Raw genomic sequence first — 18,942 nt, 5'->3', positions numbered from 1 at the left:
ACAGTTGCTATTCTAAGGTCGAGTTATCGATAAAACAAATTATGTTTTATTGGTATAATCATAAATAAATTTATAGATAAAAGATGAAAAGGAAAAAGGCTTATTGCTCTTGGATTTCCCAAAGCAAAAGCCTTCTATTAATTTTCCTTTTTAACTTAACGGCTAAATTCCTTTTCGAACATGGCTTGATTAGCGACGACAGGTTCTGGACCGACCGCATTGATGTTCGTCACCAAAATATCCTTCCCGCCTAAGGTACCACCCGCTAACGTTTCAAACCCATGAATGCCGCCTCCATGTCCCCAATAGGTCTTTCCGTTCGGCAGTGTCACCTCATAAAGTCCCAGTCCATATTTGCCAAAAGGTGAGTCCACACCTGTTGTCATCTGCTTCATCATCTCGTCACTTAATAGTTTCCCACCCAAAAGCGCACTAAAAAAGGTGGTCAAATCTTTCCCTGTGGAGATCATTTCCCCCGCAGCATTCGCCCATGAAGGATTATACTCTGTGAAATCATACAGTTTACCTGCCTGATTCATGTTATAGCCTGTGGCATGCTGGCCTGGGATTTTTGGATTACTACCACTAAAGGATGTATCTGTCATCTGAAGCGGGTCGAGGATTCGTTTCTTTATCTGCACATCGTACGTTTCTCCTGTTACCTTCTGAATAACAAGACCAGCTAGTACGGTATTTGTATTCGAATAGTCCCAGCCTGCTCCCGGTTGAAATACTGGCGGCTTTGCCAGTCCCATACGTACAAGGTCATTAACGGTATATTGAGGGAATGAGGTAGCGTATCGCATGTCTGTACTCGTATAGCTTGCAATCCCGCTCGTTTGGTTCAATAACTGACGAATCGTGATTTTGTTGCCGTCATACCCATTGCCCTTTACCACACCTGGGAGCCATTTTTCTACCGAGTCATCCAGATTCAGCTTTTTCTCCTGAGCCAACTGTAAGACAAGGGTAGCAACAAACGCCTTTGTGACACTGCCAATACGGAAAGTAAAGTCTTGCTCCATCGGATTTTTATGATCGAGGTTGGCTACACCGGCTGCATAAGACCAGTATTCTCCGTCTCTTAACCCAGCAGCAATTATGCCAGGGACTCCCTCGACTTTTGCTTTCTGATCAATGAAGTCCTTCATTTCTTTCCCATGTTTTTGAGCTGCTTGATCCGGGGTGGATGGTTGCTTGGCTTGTCCCGTGAGTTCAGTCATCTGGATGTTCTCAATATGAGGTACAGCAGCTCCTAATACGTTGATACTCATCGCGATCACATGCTCGCCGTCTTTTGTTCCACCTGCGAAGTTGGTGAATCCAGGAATGCCACCTTGATGACCCCATATGGTAGTGCCATTCGGCAAGGTTACTTCCTGAATACCGAGTCCAAATTTTCCGTGTGGATTAGAAACAGTAGTTAACATTTCTTTATGCATCTCAGGTGTTAACAATTTTCCGCCCAATAAAGCGCTAAAGAACGTTGTTAAATCCTTCGTAGTCGAGATCATAGCCCCTGCTGCGTCTGCAAACGAAGGGTTAAGGTCAGTCATATCCATTAATGTACCGGCATTGTCAAAGTATCCATTTGGACTGTTTTTCGGAATGGATTGTGAGTTATCCGGGAAAAACGTTTCTGTTAGTTGAAGCGGCTCAATAATTCGTTTCTTGATTTGTTCGGCAACCGTTTCTCCTGTGACCTTTTGGATAATGAGTTTCATCAGCACTGTATTCGTATTCGAATAGCCACCCGTGGTCGGTGTATGCTTTAATGCGCGAGAAATGAGTTGTTCTGCTGTAAACGTTTGAGTGGAGTTTTGGATTAAACTTTCCTTGAGTTGATCATCTAAGTAGTCTGCCACTCCACTCGAATGATTTAATAACTGACGAATCGTAATTTTGTTACCGTCATATCCGTTTCCTTGGACGACACCTGGGAGCCATTTTTCCAACGAGTCATCGAGGCTTAGCTTCTTTTCCTCAGCTAGTTGCAGGGTCACTACACCTACGAACGATTTCGTTATACTCCCGATTCGAAATGAAAAGTCAGCTTCCATCGGTTTCTTACTTTCTATATTCGCTTCGCCGGAAGCATACGACCAGAAATCATTTCCCTTCTTTACTGCAAAGAGGACACCTGGAATGTTTTCGCTGGCAGCGGCTTTATCAATCGCTTCTTTTATTTTGGCATGATCCGTTTCCTTTTGTTGCGTGATTGCTTGGTCCACACTTGCTTCCGCACAACCGTAAGTAGGAAGTATCAGCGTTCCTATCAAAAATGCAGATAACGTAAGGGACGCTCCTTTTTGCATAGGGAATGGTTTCATTTCTCATCGCTCCTGTAAGTTGAAATGTGTTGTTTCACACATCCACCTTATTCTCAGGGCTGTAAAATCACATAGTGACAAAACCGTTCTATCTATGGATGACATCGTGCCAACCCATCATATTTGCGGCATGATAGAATGTCATAAGAGCTATATGACACGGCGCATTCTGCTTGACGAATCGGGAAATAGTGATGCATGATGAGTCAGAAACATTCGGGAAATTCCTTACCATTCAGATGAGCAGGAGTACATGACAAATGTTATCCATGATAAAAAAATGGTTCTGGTACAATTGGGTGATTTTTGCCTTACGAACGATTTGGCTAGGCATCATCGTCATCGCAGATGTTATGTATCCGGCAATGATAGTCGTTCCGTTCGGAGTCATCATCCTTAGTGCCCTTTTGGTTTATGCCATTCCATTGATCGTTCAATATAGAAAAGAAGATTGGTATCTGGCAGTCGAAGTCGTAATGACAGGCTTTTTTTATCTATTTGTGGCCTATGTAGCGCCTGCTTTGACTTGGTCTTTCGTTTTACTGGTGATCATTATGGGTGTGGCCAGTAGTCGCAGAACGTATATGTGGACGGGAATCTCTAGTGGGATTATTTTGCCGGCTATGAACGGTTTGATTACCAATCGTCCCCCGTACGAGTTCATGTTTAGTTGCAGCTTTGGTTTTGCGATCGGTATGGCATTCGGCATATTAATTGAGTCTCATAAGCAAGCCCGAATCATTCAAGAACAGAAGCAATTATTGGAGCAGCATATTAAGCAAATCGAAGAGCTTACACTGATCGAGGAACGTAATCGGCTGTCACATGAGTTGCATGACACGATTGGCCATTCGTTAACCTCTCTGATTGTTGGCGTTGAGTCGCTCCGATCCTCGGTTCCTGATTTACAGATCGAACGAGTCGATAAACTTGTCTCAATAGCACAAGGCAGCCTGGATGATATCAGAAAGCATTTGCATCAGCTCTCTCATGCTCATGCTCGGTTCAACCAGTCTTTAAGTGAGGCGCTACTGGAACTGACGGAAGAATTTATGAAATCAACAGGTGTAACGGTCAACTTCCGTGTGATCGGCATTGAGACGCTCGTTATGCAAAAAATGAGCTTTTGTCTATATCGTTGCCTGCAAGAATCGCTCACAAATGCGGTTCGTCACGGCCAAGCAAGTGTGGTATCTGTTGATCTGTTTTTCGAAAGTCAACAACTCCGTTTACAAATCGAAGATAATGGCAACGGAATAGAATCCATCGAATTCGGCTTAGGACTAAAGGAACGGCTTGAGCAACAGCAAGGTACGCTGTCCGTTCATTCACAATCAGGGCAAGGGACCGTTGTCATTTGTAATGTTCCTTTACAGGTAGAAGCTGGACAGGGAAGTATCCGCCTGCTTATTGTTGACGATCAAGTGATGATTGCCGACAGCTTACAGCAAATCTTAAGCCAGCAGGACAACTTTATCGTTGTTGGTACAGCTAGTGATGGGCAAGAAGCATTAGAACAGTGTGAGCGACACCAGCCGGATATCGTGTTAATGGACGTGCACATGCAAGGGATGAACGGACTGGAGGCCTTCCTTCAAATGAAAGAACGCTGGTCGAACATGAAGGTTGTGGTCATGACAACGTTTGAGGATTCGGTACAGGCAGCAACAGCATTGGAGCATGGGGCAAAAGGATATATGCTGAAGTCTACTCGTCCAAAAGAGATGATGGAAGCGATGAAGCTCATCTATAGCGGGGGAACGTGGCTTGATCAGTCGATTGCCACGCGCGTGTTCGAAGAGATGAAGCGCCAACGTGAGCAGTTAGAGAAGTACAGCCCGAATGATCCTTATGGATTGACGAAACGGGAGAGGGAGATTTTACAGCTTTTATCAGATGGGCTTCGCTACAAATCGATTGCCACCAAACTATATTTATCGGAGGGAACGGTACGGAATTACTGTTCCACCCTTTACTCGAAGCTCGGTGTCAGCAACCGGGAAGAAGCAATTGAACTGGCGCGAACTGAGAGTATCCTATAGATGACAAAAAGACGGGAGAAATCCCGTCTTTACTCTTCCGGCGTTCGATCTAGGAACAGCCGCGTTACCTTTGTGTAATCCCCTTTTTCCACTTCTTCTTCCGTCGCCTTTTCTTCTAATGGATCATGACCGTACATACTTGGCGCAATCGTTGGATCGTGCTCAGAGGAACGCTTTTTATTATCCATGATTCACCACTCCTTTAGAAGGTAGGGTGCGATGGATGGCCTATTCTTATCCCCGATTGCAGCATATAACATTGGAAATGCTATTTCAAAAGTACCGATCTTCAAGATTCGGTGCTTTTTTTGATGACAAATTGTCATATGGGGAGGGAGAAACCGTTGGCAGATGGGCGTTTGAAATTTATGACAAAACGTTACTTGTTGTACAGGCAGTGCTCGGGCCATACTTTGAGCAAACGAAGATAATAGGAGGAAAGAGAAATGAACTTTTACAGAAGTAGCGTCGTCACGGTATCGATTTGTGGTCTACTTTTAACAGGCGCCCATGCCACGTATGCAGCTCCATTAACCGAGATGGACAGCGAACAACAAGGGAAGAAGGCAAAAAATCTAAGTCCAAAAGAATGGTTAGAGCTGAAATCTTTTGAATTGAATAGCGCTGAGCCTGGGACTGATCTTGAAGATATTGAACCGCTGCGCGACATGATCGGTTCTGCTTCAATCGTAGGTTTAGGTGAGGCAAATCATGGCAGTCGTGAAATTTTTACGATGAAACACCGGTTTGTTGAATTTCTCGTCATGGAAATGGGCTTTACCACCCTTGTATTAGAAGAAAACTGGGGCAACGCATTGGAACTTGATCATTACGTTCTCACAGGAGAAGGGAATCCGAGTGAATATCTAATGCCCCTATTTCAAACACAAGAAATCGTAGACATGCTGGAATGGATGCGTGAGTACAATGCCGATCCCGAGAACGAAGAGAAACTGCGGGTGGTCGGGATGGATGTACAAAACGTCAGCGAAAATGTATACGATGAGATCAGACAGTATATAAAAGAATATAAGCCTGACCTGCTGCCCCGTGTGGATAAAAAAATGAAGGAACTTGCCGAAGTTACGAAGGATCTGGAAACCTATACATCTTTGCCAGATGCCATTCAGAAAAAACATCATGAGCAAGCGAAAGAAATCACGAAAATATTGGAACAAAACAAAAAGCGTCTGAACGGCCAATCCGAGGAGTTCGCAAAGATCAAGCAACACGCCAAGGTCATTGAGCAATTTACTGGCATGTATTTCAACTTCTCGGAGAATCCATCAGAAGTATTTTTGAGGCATGATATCGCGATGTTTGAGAATGCGAAGTGGGCTCATGAACAGCTAGGAAAAACAATCGTATGGGGGCACAATGGGCACATCGCAAAGAGCAATATAGTGCCGGATGTATACCCGAAGCTCGCCGGTCAGCATTTACTGGACCATTATGGTAAGAAATATGTAACGATTGGAACTTCATTCGGGAAAGGCGATTTCAACGCGTATAACTCTGAATATAAAATTGTTCCAGTTACCATTGAATCGAATGATAATACATCCAATCACACCCTAGATCAAGTCTCAAAGGATCAATACTTTGTTGATTTACGGAATGCTACAGGTCTCACCAAAAAATGGTTAAACGAAGAACGGCCGTTTTTGAACGGACGCGGTTCTGCTAATCCAAACACACCAAACCTTGTAACAGCTGCGCTTGGGCAAACATTTGATATTCTCATTCATATAGACACAGTGAGCGCTGGCAAGCTTGTTCGTTAAATAGCAGAAAGAAACCGGCATTTACCCAAGAGCACTGGGCAGAATGCCGGTTTTATTATACAAGAAACCCCATCAAGCGTTTCACATTGTCGGTGTTTTCGCGGGATGTCAGTGACTCCAGCAAGGTGAATGCCACATCAAAAGCGGTCGAAGGGTTGTACGAGGTGATAATATTGTTGTCGATGACGATGGATTGGTCAGGGATGACATTGGCACCCATCGCAGCTAGTTGCTTTTGCCGCAACTGGTTGTTCAGGTTGTAGGTCGTTGCATTTCGTCCTTGCAAAATCCCGCTTTTCCCGAGGGGAAGTGCGCCGACACAGATGGAGGCGATCACTTTGCCTTGCTTTTCAAATTCACGAATGAAAGCGAGAACGTCCTCGCGATAAGCATCTTCATAAAACCCCGCTTGCTCAAAACCGCCAGGCAGTGCCAGTGCATCGAAGTCGTTTACATTCGCATCGTCGATCACCATTTCGGGAATCACAGTAAAATTCCACGTGCATTTCAACTCTTTGCGCGTTCCTACGGTCACCAGCTCCGTAGTTCCGTCGCCCTCTTCCTTGTTCCATCCGATTACATCAGTAAATACACTTGCTTCTACTGCTTCAAAGCCATTCGGTAATAACAAGCACACTTTTTTCATCGAAAATCAGCTCCTGTGTTCGAATCGTTCAAGCCGTACCGGTACTTATCAAGAATCATATGCTATCATTAGTTATTAGTAAAAATGAAAGTTCTGAAGATGATCTTCAGAATTTCTAATAATAAAATTGCGGGCAAGGGGGAGCGGGCATGGAGATTCGCCAATTTCAAACCTTTAAGGCAGTCGTCGATTTCAACAGCTTTACGAAGGCCGCACAAGCACTGCAATATTCACAGGCGACGATTACCTCCCATATTCAGCAGTTGGAAGAAGGAATGGGCGTCCCTCTGTTTGATCGACTGGGAAAGAAAATTCAGTTGACCGCCTATGGCCGCGAGCTGTACACGTATGTCGAGGAGCTGCTGGTTTCGTATGCGAAGATCAAGGATATATCGGCGAATGAGCAATCACTGCAAGGCGAGTTACGCATTGGAGCCTCGGAGACGATTACGATCTATCGGTTGGGTGACATTTTGTCCAAGTACAGAGCGAGCTACCCAGGCGTAAATATTTCATTTGTAATGGACGACTGCATTCGCTTGCGGGAAAAGCTGCATGAAGGTCTATTGGATATCGTGATCACGCTGGAGCCAAAGCTCGATGATCCGAATCTAGTCGTGGAGCAGTTCTCTACCGAGCGATTGGTATTTATCGGGGGACGCGATCATTCGTTTGAGAAAATAGAGGATGCTGGCGAGGAATGTATGATTTTTAGCGGAGAGCATTGTGCTCTGCGGCGGTTTTTTCAACGATTCTTGGAAAAAAGGGAGATCAGGCCGAAGCACCACCTGGAATTCTCCAGTATGGAAGCGATCAAGCAGAGTGTGGCGAATGGGCTAGGCGTGAGCTTGATGCCTTATATTAGTGTCGAAGCCTTGTTGAATGAGCAAAAAGTGAAAATGATAGCGTGCGAGGAAGAGCTGTTGTTCTATGCGCAAATTGCCTACCATAAAAACAAGTGGCTTTCACGGGCGCATAAGAAGTTTATTGATTTCATGCTGGAAAGTCGGGATATCGGGTAAAGAGGCAACCAACCAGTCTGTTTGGGTCTAGAACCAGAGCAGGCTGGTTTTATTTTCTGAAAATTTCACAACTTATTTGACATTCGTTTTTCTACAATGCTAAGATCGAAGTGAAAGTAAACGAAAGGAAAATAGAAACAAAACGAAACGAAACTGTATAATTTATGATCGTAAGGAAGTGAAGTCATATGCTGGCAGCCGAACGGCACAGCAAGATCCTCGAACAATTGAAGGTAGAACAGAGCGTAACCGTCAGCCAATTGAGTCTGGCGCTGGATGTGTCTGAAGTAACGATTCGAAAAGATTTGATCAAGCTTGAAAACGATGGTCTGCTGACGCGCATTCACGGAGGCGCGACGATTACGAATTTCTTGCCATTGGAGCGCAGTTTCACAGAAAAGCTGGAAGAGAGAAGCGAAGAGAAGCAAGCGATTGCCCATCAAGCGCTGTCGCACATACAGCCGGGGGACACGGTTATTCTCGGGGCAGGGACCACGATGATGGAGCTCGCCAAGCTGCTGCGCGGCTTAAATGATCTGACTGTCGTGACGAATGCGGTCAACATCGCGATGGAGCTGAACAGTCAAGGCAAGCACCACGTCATTTTGATCGGTGGAGAGATGCGCCACAAATCCTTTGCGCTCGTTGGTTCTGTCGCAGCGGATAATCTGCGAGGACTTTCTGTCTTCAAATGCTTTATCGGGGCAGATGGGGTTCATCCGGAAAACGGGCTGACAACGCTCAATCTGGCTGAAGCGCAAATCAACCAAGTCATGATGGAACGCGCCAGAAAAGTCTACGTGCTGGCCGACCACAGCAAGTTCGGAGAGACGCATTTGGCGAAGTTCGCCGGGGTGTCCGATGTGGATCGGATTATTACGGATGCGGCAGGACAGCATCTTGTCAGTAAGTATGCGGAGCTGGGCATCAACCTGGAGCTGGCGAGCTTGCAGGTTGTGACCAAGTAAACTACCAGTTCAGAAAGGAAATGGGGGATCGATATGGCCTTGGTATCATCGACACAGATGCTGCGCACAGCAAGGGAGCAAGGATATTGTGTAGGAGCATTCAACGTACACACGATGGAAATGCTCCAAGCAGTAGTGGAGGCGGCTTGCGAAGCAAACGCACCGCTCATTTTACAGACCACAGTCGGAACGGTCCGGCATCTCGGACCTGAGTATGTAACAGCAATCGCCCGGGTAGCCTCAGAAGAGGCCCGGGTGCCGATTGCCCTGCATTTGGATCATTGTCATGAAGAGGAACTCATTGTGCGATGTATCGAAGCGGGTTATACATCGGTCATGATCGATGCGTCGATGCATCCTTTTGCGGAAAATGCGTCTATGACGCGGCGTGTAGTGGAGCTGGCTAGAGAGCGCGGTGTCAATGTGGAGGCTGAGCTCGGCAAAGTTGGTGGCGTGGAGGACGATCTCGTTGTCGACGATGCAGATGCTGCGCTTGCTGACCCGATCGAGTGCGAGAAATTTATCGAGTTGACTGGCGTGGATACGTTGGCTCCGGCTATTGGTACGGCTCACGGGATTTACAAGGGGGAGCCGCGCATTGATTTTGCTCGCATCGAAGAGATTGCCCGTCGTGTTTCTGTACCGCTTGTGTTGCACGGCGGATCTGGAATTCCCGAGGAGCAGGTGAAGCGGGCGGTTCAGCTCGGCATGGCAAAAATGAACGTAGCGACAGAGCTGCGTATCGCGTTTTCACAAGCGATCAAGGGCGTATTTGACAACAACCCCCAGGAAAACGACCCGCGCACCTATATGAAGCAGGCCAAGCAGGCGGTCAAAGAAGTGGCTCTCGCCAAGATGGAGATGTGCGGTTGTGTTGGAAAAGCAAGTGTACGTTAATCAAAAAGGACAGGAAGGGACGATTTTACATGCGTATAAATCTCGATGATGCGAAAGCGTTGCGCGAACTGGACACGATTTTTGCACTGCAAGATACGGAAAGCTACGATGAACAATTTAAAACAGGCATAAAATTATCTGATAGTTTAGATGTATCTAATATTTCTGTTAAAATTGAAAATATTGTGGTGCTTGGTACTGGTGGTGGTTCGGCTGCGAGCGTCAATTTGATCAAGTCGTATTTGTTTGCCGAACTGCAAGTGCCGCTTCAGTTAAATCAAGGCTACACCATCCCGGCTTTTGTAGATGCGAAGACGCTCGTCATCGTCGTTAGCCACTCTGGCAATACAGAAGAAGTCGTCAGCGGCTACGAAGCAGCGATTGCCAAAGGAGCACAGATCGCCGTCATTACGGCGGGTGGAAAAGTATTGGAGATGGCTCGTGAACACAATCATGCGTGCTTGCTCGTGCCGGGCGGAATGATGCCGCGGATCGTACTCGGCTACATCTTCCTGCCGATACTTGCCATCCTGACGAAGCTCGGGCTGATTTCCGACAAACGTGCGGAGGTCGAGGAGACGATTGCCCTGTTCGAGGAGTGGAAGCACATCTACGGAACGGACTCTCCGATCGAGAAAAATGAAGCCAAACAAATCGCCATTGAAATGGATGGACTGATACCTGTTGTGTACGGAACGCTACCGTTTTTCGATGCTCCTGCATGGCGTTGGAAAAACCAGCTCGGGGAAAACAGCAAGCTGATGGCATTTTGGAACGCCATTCCGAGCCTTCACCACGACGAAGCTGTGGGTTGGGATTCGCCGTCTGCACTGCTGAAGGGCGTTCATTTTACACTCCTTCGCGATCTGGAGGACAGCGAGAAGACGACCCAACGTGTAGAGATCAGCGCTGATATTTTGCGTGAGCGCGCTGGTGGGGTAAGGGTGGTTCATTCCCACGGCGTATCCCGAATGGCTCGGTTGTTTTCTATCGTGTACTTAGCTGACTTCGTGTCGCTGTACGCTGCATTGATTCGTGGCGTCGATCCAACCCCTGTAGAAGTGATCAATTTGTTCAAACAAAAAATGGGGCAGCCGCTCGTTACTGTGCAGGTGAGATAGCATGCTCGTAACGGTAACACTGAACGCAGCCATCGATAAGACGTATCGCCTCTCGCATTTTCGATCTGGAGAGCTGCATCGCACGGCTGATGTACTGAGCTTGCCCGGCGGAAAAGGGCTAAATGTGGCCCGTGTAGCAAAAGCGTTGGGGCAGGATGTAGTCGCAAGCGGTTTTGTCGCCGGTCACAACGGGAGGTTCATCGTGGAAGGCTGCGAACGTGAGGGGATTACCTCCTCCTTTATTGAAACGAGCGGAGAATCCCGACTGTGTCTGGCGTTTCTCGACGAACAGGAAAAAACGGTGACAGAAGTGTTAGAGCAAGGACCTGCACCCAGTGAAGAAGAGATCAGTCGCTTGCAAACGCGTTTGATCGAGCTGGCGGCCAAGGCACAGTACATGGTCTTTTCCGGAAGCTTGCCAGGTGGCGTTCCAGCTGAAACATACGCTGCGCTCATCCGAGGTGTCGCCCGGAAAGGAACCGCATGCGTGCTCGATACGAGCGGCCAGGCCCTGCTGGAAGGAATAAAAGCAACGCCCTCGCTCATCAAGCCCAATCGACCGGAAGCAGAAGCGATTCTCGGATTTTCGCTGGATAGCTACAAGGCCCGATGCAGAGCGATACGCGAGCTACGTGAGCGTGGTGCCCAACGAGTCCTTCTCTCGTTGGGGGAGGAGGGCGCGTGGTTTGGCGATGGCCTGGAGACGTGGCGTATTTCGGCGATCCCGTTAGCGGATACCGAAGTGAAAAATACAGTGGGCTGCGGTGATTCCATGCTTGCGGGTGTCCTTGTCGGAAGGCTGCGAGGCTTGGCTTGGCCAGATGCAATTTGGTTGGGGATGGCATGCGGCGCCGCGAATACGCGGTCGTTTGGAGCGGGCATGATCGCGCCCGACGATGTGCAGAGGTTGAGAAGTCAGCCGATGCATGTGGAGCGAGTCGAGTAGAATAGCTGGTTCAGAAGGGAGGAGTAGCATGCGCCATGTAATTGGCCTGGATGTCGGTGGTACGACAATGAAAGGGGCGGTCATGGACGAGAATGGGCGGATTCTCCTCCGGGCTGCCAAGGAGACAAAAGTTCATAACAACTTGCCCATCTTGATCGAGCGAATGGCTGCCCTGATTAACGAACTGCGGGATCAATCACCCGTTCAAATAGAGGCAGTAGGGATCGGATTTCCTGGTCCTTTTGATGCGGATAATGGGATATCAGTTCACTCGCCCAACTTTCAATTGCATCAGGCAGACTTGCGGACACCACTTGCGAAGCTGGTGGAGCTGCCGCTTTTTTTTGAAAACGATTTACGGACAGCTGCGCTCGGAGAAGCCATATTCGGTGCGGGTCGGGAGGTAAGTCACCTCGTTTTCGTGCCGCTTGGTACGGGAGTGGGGGCAGGGATTGTAAACGAAGGCAAGCTCGTTCGCGGCAGTCACGGATTCGCGGGAGAGATTGGTCATGTGCGCTATCCAGGGCTTACTGCTCCATGCAATTGCGGCAAGCTCGGCTGTGTAGAGACGGTCGCATCTGCCACAGGTATTGCGAGACTGGCCCGTGAACGCTTGGACAAGGAGCTCGATGCAAATCCGCGGCAAGCAAAAGCCTCTCCTCTGTTTACGCTGTGCGATGGACAGATTGAGCGGATTACGGCTGAGCAGGTGGCTACGGCAGTGGAACAAGGTGATGCAGTGGCGACCTGCGCATGGAACGAAGCATGTGAAGTAACTGGCTGGGCTTTGTCTGTCTTGGTGAACGTGTGCAACCCGCAACTCGTAGTGATCGGTGGTGGGGTTTGCCGGGCTGGGGAGCTATTGCTGGCACCAGTACAAGCGAGTGTACAACGGTACGCCATGGAAGTCGTTCATCAACAGACAAAGATCGTTTTGGCCGAGCTTGGTGCAGATGCAGGAATGCTCGGTGCAGGCGCCTTGGCCCTGCAAGCAATGAACAGGGAACAAGGAACCGTGAAATCGTAAAAAGAGGAGTGTACATCGATGCATCAACGGTATGACTGGGCAAATCATCAGCTGTTAGAGCGAAATCGCTTAGCGGCGCGGGCTTACTTTTTGTCTTACCCGGAAGAATCGGGAGCACTGACGTATGAAAGAGGCGCGACATCGTGGTTTCAATTGTTGAATGGGCATTGGCAGTTTGCTTACGCAGAATCACCGCTGCGAGTGCCGGAAAACTTTTTTGCCGCCGATTATGATGAAACGGAGTGGGCCCGAATTCAGGTGCCGGGGCATTGGCAACTGCAAGGGTATGGTAAACCGCATTACACGGACTTGTACTATCCGTTTCCGGTCGATCCGCCGGATGTTCCATCAGATAACCCGACAGGCTGCTATTTACGAGAGTTTACCGTAGCGTCTGCGTGGCAAAATCAGCAGGTGATCCTACGATTTGAAGGGGTCGACAGCGCTTTTCATGTGTGGTTGAACGGGAAGGAAGTCGGCTATAGCCAAGGAAGCCGCTTGCCATCTGAGTTTGATGTGACGGAGCTGTTGCAGGAAGGCAGTAATCGCTTGGCTGTTCAAGTGTACCAATGGTCGGACGGTACGTATGTCGAGGATCAAGATATGTGGTACTTGAGTGGGATTTTCCGGGATGTTTCCCTGATTGCCAGACCGAAGCTGCATGTGAGAGATCTGGCAGTCGTGACTGATCTGGATGATGATTTCCGCCATGGTGTGCTGCGCGTACGTGTCCATATAGAAAACAGTTCCGCTGCTGCCTATGACGGGGTGAGCGTGACCGCAAAGCTGCTGGATCAATCCTACACGTCTATCGCTTCGCTGACCGAAACCGGAGCAGGCGATCTGGTAGCCGGACAGGAAAAGGTCGTGACCTTGGAGCTTCCGGTGCAGGAGCCAAAAAAATGGTCGGCGGAGGAACCGAACCTGTATCATCTGCTGCTTGCGATTGAGCAGGAGTCGGGCGAAAAGTCAGAAGTTATCCCGATTCGTGTGGGCTTCCGACGGGTCGAAGTAAAAGGAAACAACTTCTTCGTAAACGGCGTGGCGATTCGCCTAAACGGCGTGAACCGCCATGATCATCATCCTGACCTCGGGCGTGCAGTCCCGTATGAAACGATGCGTGAAGATGTGCTCATGATGAAACGACACAACATCAACGCCGTTCGTACCGCGCATTACCCGAACGATCCGCGCTTTTATGATTTGTGCGACCAATACGGATTGTATGTCATGGACGAAACCGATTTGGAGACACATGGCTTCCAGTTAACGGGCAACATTAGTCAGCTGAGCGATGATCCAGAGTGGGAGCAGACGTACGTGGAGCGCATGGAGCGCATGGTGGAGCGGGACAAAAACCATCCGTCGATCATCATGTGGTCGCTTGGCAACGAATCCGGCTTCGGCTGCAATTTCCGGGCAATGGCCGCTTGGTGCCGACAAGCGGACCCGACTCGCCTCATCCACTACGAGGAGGATCGCGAAGCAGAAGTGTGCGACGTATTTTCCACCATGTACTCCTCGGTAGAAAAAATGATCCAGCACGGTGAAAATGAACATCTGCAAAAGCCGCATATCATGTGCGAGTATGCTCATGCCATGGGGAATGGACCCGGTGGCTTGCGAGACTACGCCCATGTATTTGATAAATATCAACGCTTGCAGGGCGGTTTTGTGTGGGAATGGATTGATCACGGCTTGCGCCAATATACGCCGGATGGGCGAGAGTATTATGCCTACGGGGGAGACTTCGGGGACTACCCGACGAATGGCAACTTCGTCATCGACGGACTGATTCGTCCGGATCGCACGCCATCCCCTGGGTTACTCGAATACAAAAAAGTGATTGAGCCAATCGTCGTAGAAGCGACTGATTTGGAAAGTGGGCTCGTCACCATTACGAATCGCTATGATTTCCGCACGCTTGCGCATGTGAGAATGGTTTGGAGTGTGACGGCAGACGGACAAGTGGTGCAGAGCGGAACGCTGTCGCTGCCACATACAGAAGCAGGAAGTCGCACCATTGTAGCTGTTCCCTATACCTTGCCTGTGCAGGTACAGGATCGGACTGACTACTGGCTGACGCTCTCCTTTGTTCTGGACCAAGATGAGAGCTGGGTACAGGCTGGACATGAGCTGGCTTGGGCACAATTTGCCTTGCCAGTGACCGCTGCCCAACAGGTTACGGTTGCTCCCTATCAGCCTCTGTTCGGCAGAGTAGATACAAAAGAAACGAAAACGGACATCATCTTTACAGGAGCAGATTTTCAGTTCGTTTTTGACAAAGTGAGCGGTGTGCCGACGAGTTGGGTGTTTGCAGGCAAGGAGCTGTTGGTGGCAGGACCTCGACTCACGTTCTGGCGTGCTCCGATTGACAATGACATGTACGTAGTGGAAGAGTGGCGCAAGGTGTACCTCGATCGTTTGCAAAGCCGGGTGGAGCATGTAAGCATCCAGCAGGATCGAGCAGATCGGGTGGTCATTACCTGCGATGTACGGATTGCTCCGCCTGTATACGACTGGGGATTTACGTGCCGCTACACGTATACTGTGTTCGGAAATGGCGAAGTGCAGGTAGATGTTCAAGGCACACCCAAAGGCACCCCGCCAGCGATGCTGCCACGAATCGGCTTAAAGCTATTGGTCGCCAAAGATATGGAGCGTGTCTCGTGGTATGGTCGTGGTCCAGGAGAGGCGTATATCGACAGCATGGAAGCCAATCGCATCGGGGTATATCACGCGAGTGTGGATGAGCTGTACACGCCGTATGTATTTCCACAGGAAAATGGCAATCGCACGGACGTCAAATGGATGTCGATCACCGATCAGCGAGGCATTGGACTTTTCGCGATGGGTCAACCGACCTTGGAATTTAGTGCACTTCGCTATGATACGGACGATCTGGAGCAAGCAAAGCACACGACAGATCTCGTAAAAAGAGAGTATGTCACACTACATCTCGATTATCGACAAAACGGGCTGGGTAGCAATAGCTGCGGACCTAAGCAATCGGAGCAGCATGCCTTGCGTCCAGTGGAGTTCCAGTTCCAAATGAGGTTAACGCCTTTCTCGAAGGATACGATTTCTCCGGTTCAGTTGTCTAAGCGGAATTTGTGTGAATAACCGCTGATTGTTCTCGAAGGCATCGCCGAAACGTTGTACAATCTAGTTGAAGATTGAATAGTGCAACTAATCAAAATCCGGTGGTGGTTCTGTCACATGAAGTCATGGTCGCTCTTCCCGCGCAGAAGCATTCATGCCAAGCTGCTCGCTTTTATGCTGATTGCAGCCATTATTCCGCTGATTACTCTGGGGAGTATGGCGTATTGGAAATCGTCGATGGTCGTTCGCGAGCAATTTAGCAAGTCAGGCGAGTATATCGCTACGCAGCTGCAAATCCAGATCGACAACTACCTGAGTCAAATGAGATACATGGCCTATGACATCAATACGTACGTGTCAGACCCGACGTTGGTTGTCATGCGGGAGGAACAGCCGAAGACGTACACAGGCTTTCTGGAACAAAAAAACTTCGAGCGATACCTGGGGGCGCACCGCAACCTTGATACAAAAGGCATTTTTATCGTGACGCCCTCCGGTTATTTTTTCGGAGAAAATGTGATCAATGGACAGGATCTGTTGCGGGAATGGTGGTGGAAGGGACTGCCCGCCAAGCTGGATGAGGAGCGATGGATCGGCTTTTACACGCCCAGGCATTATGTGGGGTTTCAGGATGAGGCGGAGCTGCGAAATCAGGAGAAGGTGCTCGGTCTGGTCGTTCCCGTTCTCAGTGGATATGGCGTGTTGAAGGACAGCCGGATTTTGATCGAGATGAAGGCAGGCAAGCTGTTTCAGTTGTTTTCGCAGTTGGAAGAGGACATGAGTGCGCATGTGACGATTACCGCTAAAAATGGCGAGCTGATTTACCAGACTGCGGGTACGTTTGTCCAGCAAGAGAGCGATGTCGTCTGGAACAAGCCACTGGAGTCCAACAACTGGATGATTCAGGTGCGCTTGCCGTACGAGCAAATGAACCGCTCTGCGGAAGTGATGCAATCCTTCTTTATCGCAGCGCTGATTCTTTCGGCAGTGCTGGCACTTCTTTTGGCGTATTTATTTTCTAGACGGATTACAGACAAAATCAAACGACTTCAAGAAACGATGCGACTGGTCGGAACAGGGGAGCTACAGACGCGCGCAGTGGTAGACACGGAAGACGAGCTGGGGCGGTTAGGGGTGAGCTTCAACCAAATGGTGAGGCGGATTCAAACGCTAATCGCCGAGGTGAGTCGCAACGAGCAGTTGAAAAAGGAAGCAGAGCTGCGAGCTGTTCACTACCAGATCAACCCGCATCTGTTGTTCAATACGCTTAATTCTATCCAGTGGAAAGCAAGATTATCTGGTGCCAATGAAATCGGCAATATGCTCTATCATCTTATCAAAGTGCTAGAGGGCAACCTCGACATCACGCAGGAGCTCGTCCCGTTGGAAAAGGAACTGAAAACCGTCGAGCATTTTCTGCAAATCCAAGAGCTGCGGTACGGGCCTGTTTTTCAATTTGAACAGACGGGAGTAGAGGCTTGCCGTCGCTATTTGATCCCGCGAATGACTCTCCAGCCGCTTTTGGAAAATATCTTTTTCCACGCATTCGAAGACGGGCACGGAACGATCCGGATCAGTGTCAGTGAAAAAGAAGGGCTTGTGACGCTGCTGTTGCAAGATGACGGCTCAGGAATTGTGCCGGAGCGATTGGCCAAACTTCTCGATCCTGATCTGGAGCGTTCTAGCAAACGAGGACTCGGCGTGTACAACGTGGATCAGAAGTTCAAGCTTCATTTCCGTATGGAGCACGGCATGAAGATTTCATCTGTCAGAGGAGAAGGAACCACAATTCAAATCACATGGCCGAAAAGGGAGGAAATTCCTGATGAACATCAAGGTAATGATTGTGGATGACGAAGTGCTGGTGCGAAGAGGACTGAAGGCAATGGTGCCATGGAGTCGTTACGGGATGGAAGTGGTAGCGGATGCACCGAATGGTCGGAAAGGCTGGGAGGCTTTCCTGCAAATACAGCCCGAGTTGGTGATTACGGACATCGTCATGCCGGAAATGGATGGGTTGGAGCTGTGCAGGCGGGTGAAGGAACAGGCTCCACAAACAAAGGTGCTTCTGCTCAGTTGTCACCGCGATTTTTCTTTTGCCCAGCAGGGAATCTCTCTCGGGGTGTCCGGATATTTGTTGAAGACCGAGTTTCAGGATGAGGAATGGGGTACGTTGTTGGAAAAGCTGCGGACTGAGTTGGCAGGCGAGAGCGCGCGACCTGAAAACATTCGTGAACGCCCTGATGAATGGAAGCGGGAATTCGGTGCGTGGTTGACTGGCCTGAGCCGGGATTTCGAGCAAAGCTTGTCCTCCCTCTTGCAAACACACTGGTCGTGGATGAACGATTCCATGCGTGTATGGCTCTTGGAAGGAATGGGTAGCAGTGCAAATGACGAGGAGCAGGAGCGGGCATGGATTACACGGGAGCTGGACAGCCAATGGGAGTGGATCGCATGTGGCGATATCCGTTTTTTGCTGACTCCCGCAAGTACTGGCAGGCAGGTAGAGTCATTGCTCGTGGAATGGAAGCTGGCTGGAAGGGTGACGAGCTGGGAGACAACAAGCCCGTTTGCTGGGCTCGAACCGTGGATTCAGACGGTACGGATGCTCTACCAGCGTAAGGAGCGGGCGCGCAAGTACGGCGTCATTCAAGACCCGTGGCAGGAACCGATCAAGCAGGCTGTTTATTACGCGCTCGATCGTCTTGATACGCCATTGACGGTCAGTGAGGTAGCCTCACAGGTGGGACTGAGCCGCAGTCATTTTAGTGTGATGTTTAAAAAGGGAGTGGGCGAGAGCTTCGGCGAGTTTCTCGACAAACGCCGGGTAAAAATGGCCCGAGCAATGTTGGATGAAACAGCTCTGTCCATTCAGGAGGTAGCTGAGCGAGTCGGTCTTCCTGACGCGAAATACTTCAGCAAATGGTTTAAAAAGTGGACAGGGATGACCCCGAGCCACTACCGTTTCAAACAAAAGGAGGAGTCCAGTCGAACAATCGTACACTCCACCGCACAAACCTGAACAAAGCGAAAAAAAGGAAACAAATTCACACACTA

The 18,942-nt window shown here is 49.2% G+C and carries 14 protein-coding genes; 11 read left to right on the top strand and 3 right to left on the bottom strand.

Annotation, left to right across the window (positions count from 1 at the left end; genetic code table 11):
• Positions 1–155: 155 nt before the first annotated feature.
• On the bottom strand, positions 156–2,330 hold the full coding sequence (locus HP399_RS30075) for a serine hydrolase domain-containing protein (protein WP_173620417.1): 2,175 nt from the start codon (positions 2,328–2,330) through the stop codon (positions 156–158).
• Positions 2,331–2,590: 260 nt separating this feature from the next.
• Between HP399_RS30075 and HP399_RS30070 the strand changes: the two genes are divergently transcribed.
• Positions 2,591–4,372: a helix-turn-helix transcriptional regulator gene (locus HP399_RS30070; RefSeq protein WP_173620418.1), complete on the top strand. Its 1,782-nt coding sequence runs from the start codon at positions 2,591–2,593 to the stop codon at positions 4,370–4,372.
• 29 nt (positions 4,373–4,401) lie between these two features.
• On the opposite strand, the gene HP399_RS30065 is transcribed toward HP399_RS30070, so the two are convergent.
• Positions 4,402–4,560, bottom strand: a complete 159-nt coding sequence (locus tag HP399_RS30065; protein WP_007720288.1) for a hypothetical protein — start codon at positions 4,558–4,560, stop codon at positions 4,402–4,404.
• 258 nt (positions 4,561–4,818) lie between these two features.
• Between HP399_RS30065 and HP399_RS30060 the strand changes: the two genes are divergently transcribed.
• Positions 4,819–6,156, top strand: a complete 1,338-nt coding sequence (locus HP399_RS30060; protein ID WP_173620419.1) for an erythromycin esterase family protein — start codon at positions 4,819–4,821, stop codon at positions 6,154–6,156.
• A gap of 55 nt (positions 6,157–6,211) precedes the next feature.
• Here the strand turns inward: HP399_RS30060 and HP399_RS30055 are convergent, their stop codons facing one another.
• A complete protein-coding gene (locus tag HP399_RS30055; RefSeq protein ID WP_173620420.1) occupies positions 6,212–6,802 on the bottom strand; it encodes a DJ-1/PfpI family protein in 591 nt (196 codons plus the stop codon).
• Positions 6,803–6,951: 149 nt separating this feature from the next.
• Here HP399_RS30055 and HP399_RS30050 point away from each other — a divergent pair, with 149 nt between their 5' ends.
• The 9 genes from HP399_RS30050 to HP399_RS30010 all read left to right on the top strand — a co-directional run bounded on the left by HP399_RS30050 (position 6,952) and on the right by HP399_RS30010 (position 18,907).
• Entirely contained in the window at positions 6,952–7,824 is an 873-nt protein-coding gene (locus HP399_RS30050; RefSeq protein WP_173620421.1) for a LysR family transcriptional regulator, read from the top strand.
• Positions 7,825–8,012: 188 nt separating this feature from the next.
• Positions 8,013–8,792 (top strand): DeoR/GlpR family DNA-binding transcription regulator, encoded by a 780-nt coding sequence (locus tag HP399_RS30045; RefSeq protein ID WP_173620422.1) that lies wholly within the window; start codon positions 8,013–8,015, stop codon positions 8,790–8,792.
• 33 nt (positions 8,793–8,825) lie between these two features.
• Complete coding sequence (gene fba, locus HP399_RS30040; protein ID WP_173620423.1) at positions 8,826–9,689, top strand: class II fructose-1,6-bisphosphate aldolase; 864 nt, start codon at positions 8,826–8,828, stop codon at positions 9,687–9,689.
• A 29-nt stretch (positions 9,690–9,718) separates the two neighbouring features.
• Positions 9,719–10,810 carry a bifunctional phosphoglucose/phosphomannose isomerase gene (locus tag HP399_RS30035; RefSeq protein ID WP_173620424.1) on the top strand — a complete coding sequence of 364 codons (1,092 nt, stop codon included), beginning with the start codon at positions 9,719–9,721 and terminating at the stop codon, positions 10,808–10,810.
• Position 10,811: 1 nt separating this feature from the next.
• Positions 10,812–11,756 carry a 1-phosphofructokinase family hexose kinase gene (locus HP399_RS30030; RefSeq protein WP_173620425.1) on the top strand — a complete coding sequence of 315 codons (945 nt, stop codon included), beginning with the start codon at positions 10,812–10,814 and terminating at the stop codon, positions 11,754–11,756.
• A 28-nt stretch (positions 11,757–11,784) separates the two neighbouring features.
• Positions 11,785–12,783, top strand: a complete 999-nt coding sequence (locus tag HP399_RS30025; RefSeq protein ID WP_173620426.1) for an ROK family protein — start codon at positions 11,785–11,787, stop codon at positions 12,781–12,783.
• A gap of 18 nt (positions 12,784–12,801) precedes the next feature.
• Entirely contained in the window at positions 12,802–15,906 is a 3,105-nt protein-coding gene (gene ebgA, locus HP399_RS30020) for a beta-galactosidase subunit alpha (RefSeq protein WP_173620427.1), read from the top strand.
• A gap of 96 nt (positions 15,907–16,002) precedes the next feature.
• The gene (locus HP399_RS30015) at positions 16,003–17,739 is read left to right on the top strand and encodes a cache domain-containing sensor histidine kinase (RefSeq protein ID WP_173620428.1); all 1,737 of its coding nucleotides are present in this window, start codon (positions 16,003–16,005) and stop codon (positions 17,737–17,739) included.
• A complete protein-coding gene (locus HP399_RS30010; protein WP_173620429.1) occupies positions 17,711–18,907 on the top strand; it encodes a response regulator in 1,197 nt (398 codons plus the stop codon). The genes HP399_RS30015 and HP399_RS30010 overlap by 29 nt, the downstream gene beginning before the upstream one ends.
• The last annotated feature ends 35 nt before the right edge of the window (positions 18,908–18,942 follow it).

Source organism: Brevibacillus sp. DP1.3A (assembly GCF_013284245.2).
Taxonomy (GTDB): domain Bacteria; phylum Bacillota; class Bacilli; order Brevibacillales; family Brevibacillaceae; genus Brevibacillus.
This window is presented reverse-complemented; position numbering and strand designations above follow the sequence as displayed.

Bases quoted from the DNA above. Each gene is read 5' to 3' on its own strand.
- HP399_RS30025 (WP_173620426.1), top strand. From the start codon at position 11,785: ATGCGCCATGTAATTGGCCTGGATGTCGGTGGTACGACAATGAAAGGG.
- HP399_RS30045 (WP_173620422.1), top strand. From the start codon at position 8,013: ATGCTGGCAGCCGAACGGCACAGCAAGATCCTCGAACAATTGAAGGTA.
- HP399_RS30015 (WP_173620428.1), top strand. From the start codon at position 16,003: ATGAAGTCATGGTCGCTCTTCCCGCGCAGAAGCATTCATGCCAAGCTG.
- HP399_RS30010 (WP_173620429.1), top strand. From the start codon at position 17,711: ATGAACATCAAGGTAATGATTGTGGATGACGAAGTGCTGGTGCGAAGA.
- fba (WP_173620423.1), top strand. From the start codon at position 8,826: ATGGCCTTGGTATCATCGACACAGATGCTGCGCACAGCAAGGGAGCAA.
- HP399_RS30060 (WP_173620419.1), top strand. From the start codon at position 4,819: ATGAACTTTTACAGAAGTAGCGTCGTCACGGTATCGATTTGTGGTCTA.
- ebgA (WP_173620427.1), top strand. From the start codon at position 12,802: ATGCATCAACGGTATGACTGGGCAAATCATCAGCTGTTAGAGCGAAAT.
- HP399_RS30050 (WP_173620421.1), top strand. From the start codon at position 6,952: ATGGAGATTCGCCAATTTCAAACCTTTAAGGCAGTCGTCGATTTCAAC.
- HP399_RS30075 (WP_173620417.1), bottom strand. From the start codon at position 2,330: ATGAAACCATTCCCTATGCAAAAAGGAGCGTCCCTTACGTTATCTGCA.
- HP399_RS30035 (WP_173620424.1), top strand. From the start codon at position 9,719: ATGCGTATAAATCTCGATGATGCGAAAGCGTTGCGCGAACTGGACACG.
- HP399_RS30030 (WP_173620425.1), top strand. From the start codon at position 10,812: ATGCTCGTAACGGTAACACTGAACGCAGCCATCGATAAGACGTATCGC.
- HP399_RS30070 (WP_173620418.1), top strand. From the start codon at position 2,591: ATGTTATCCATGATAAAAAAATGGTTCTGGTACAATTGGGTGATTTTT.
- HP399_RS30055 (WP_173620420.1), bottom strand. From the start codon at position 6,802: ATGAAAAAAGTGTGCTTGTTATTACCGAATGGCTTTGAAGCAGTAGAA.
- HP399_RS30065 (WP_007720288.1), bottom strand. From the start codon at position 4,560: ATGGATAATAAAAAGCGTTCCTCTGAGCACGATCCAACGATTGCGCCA.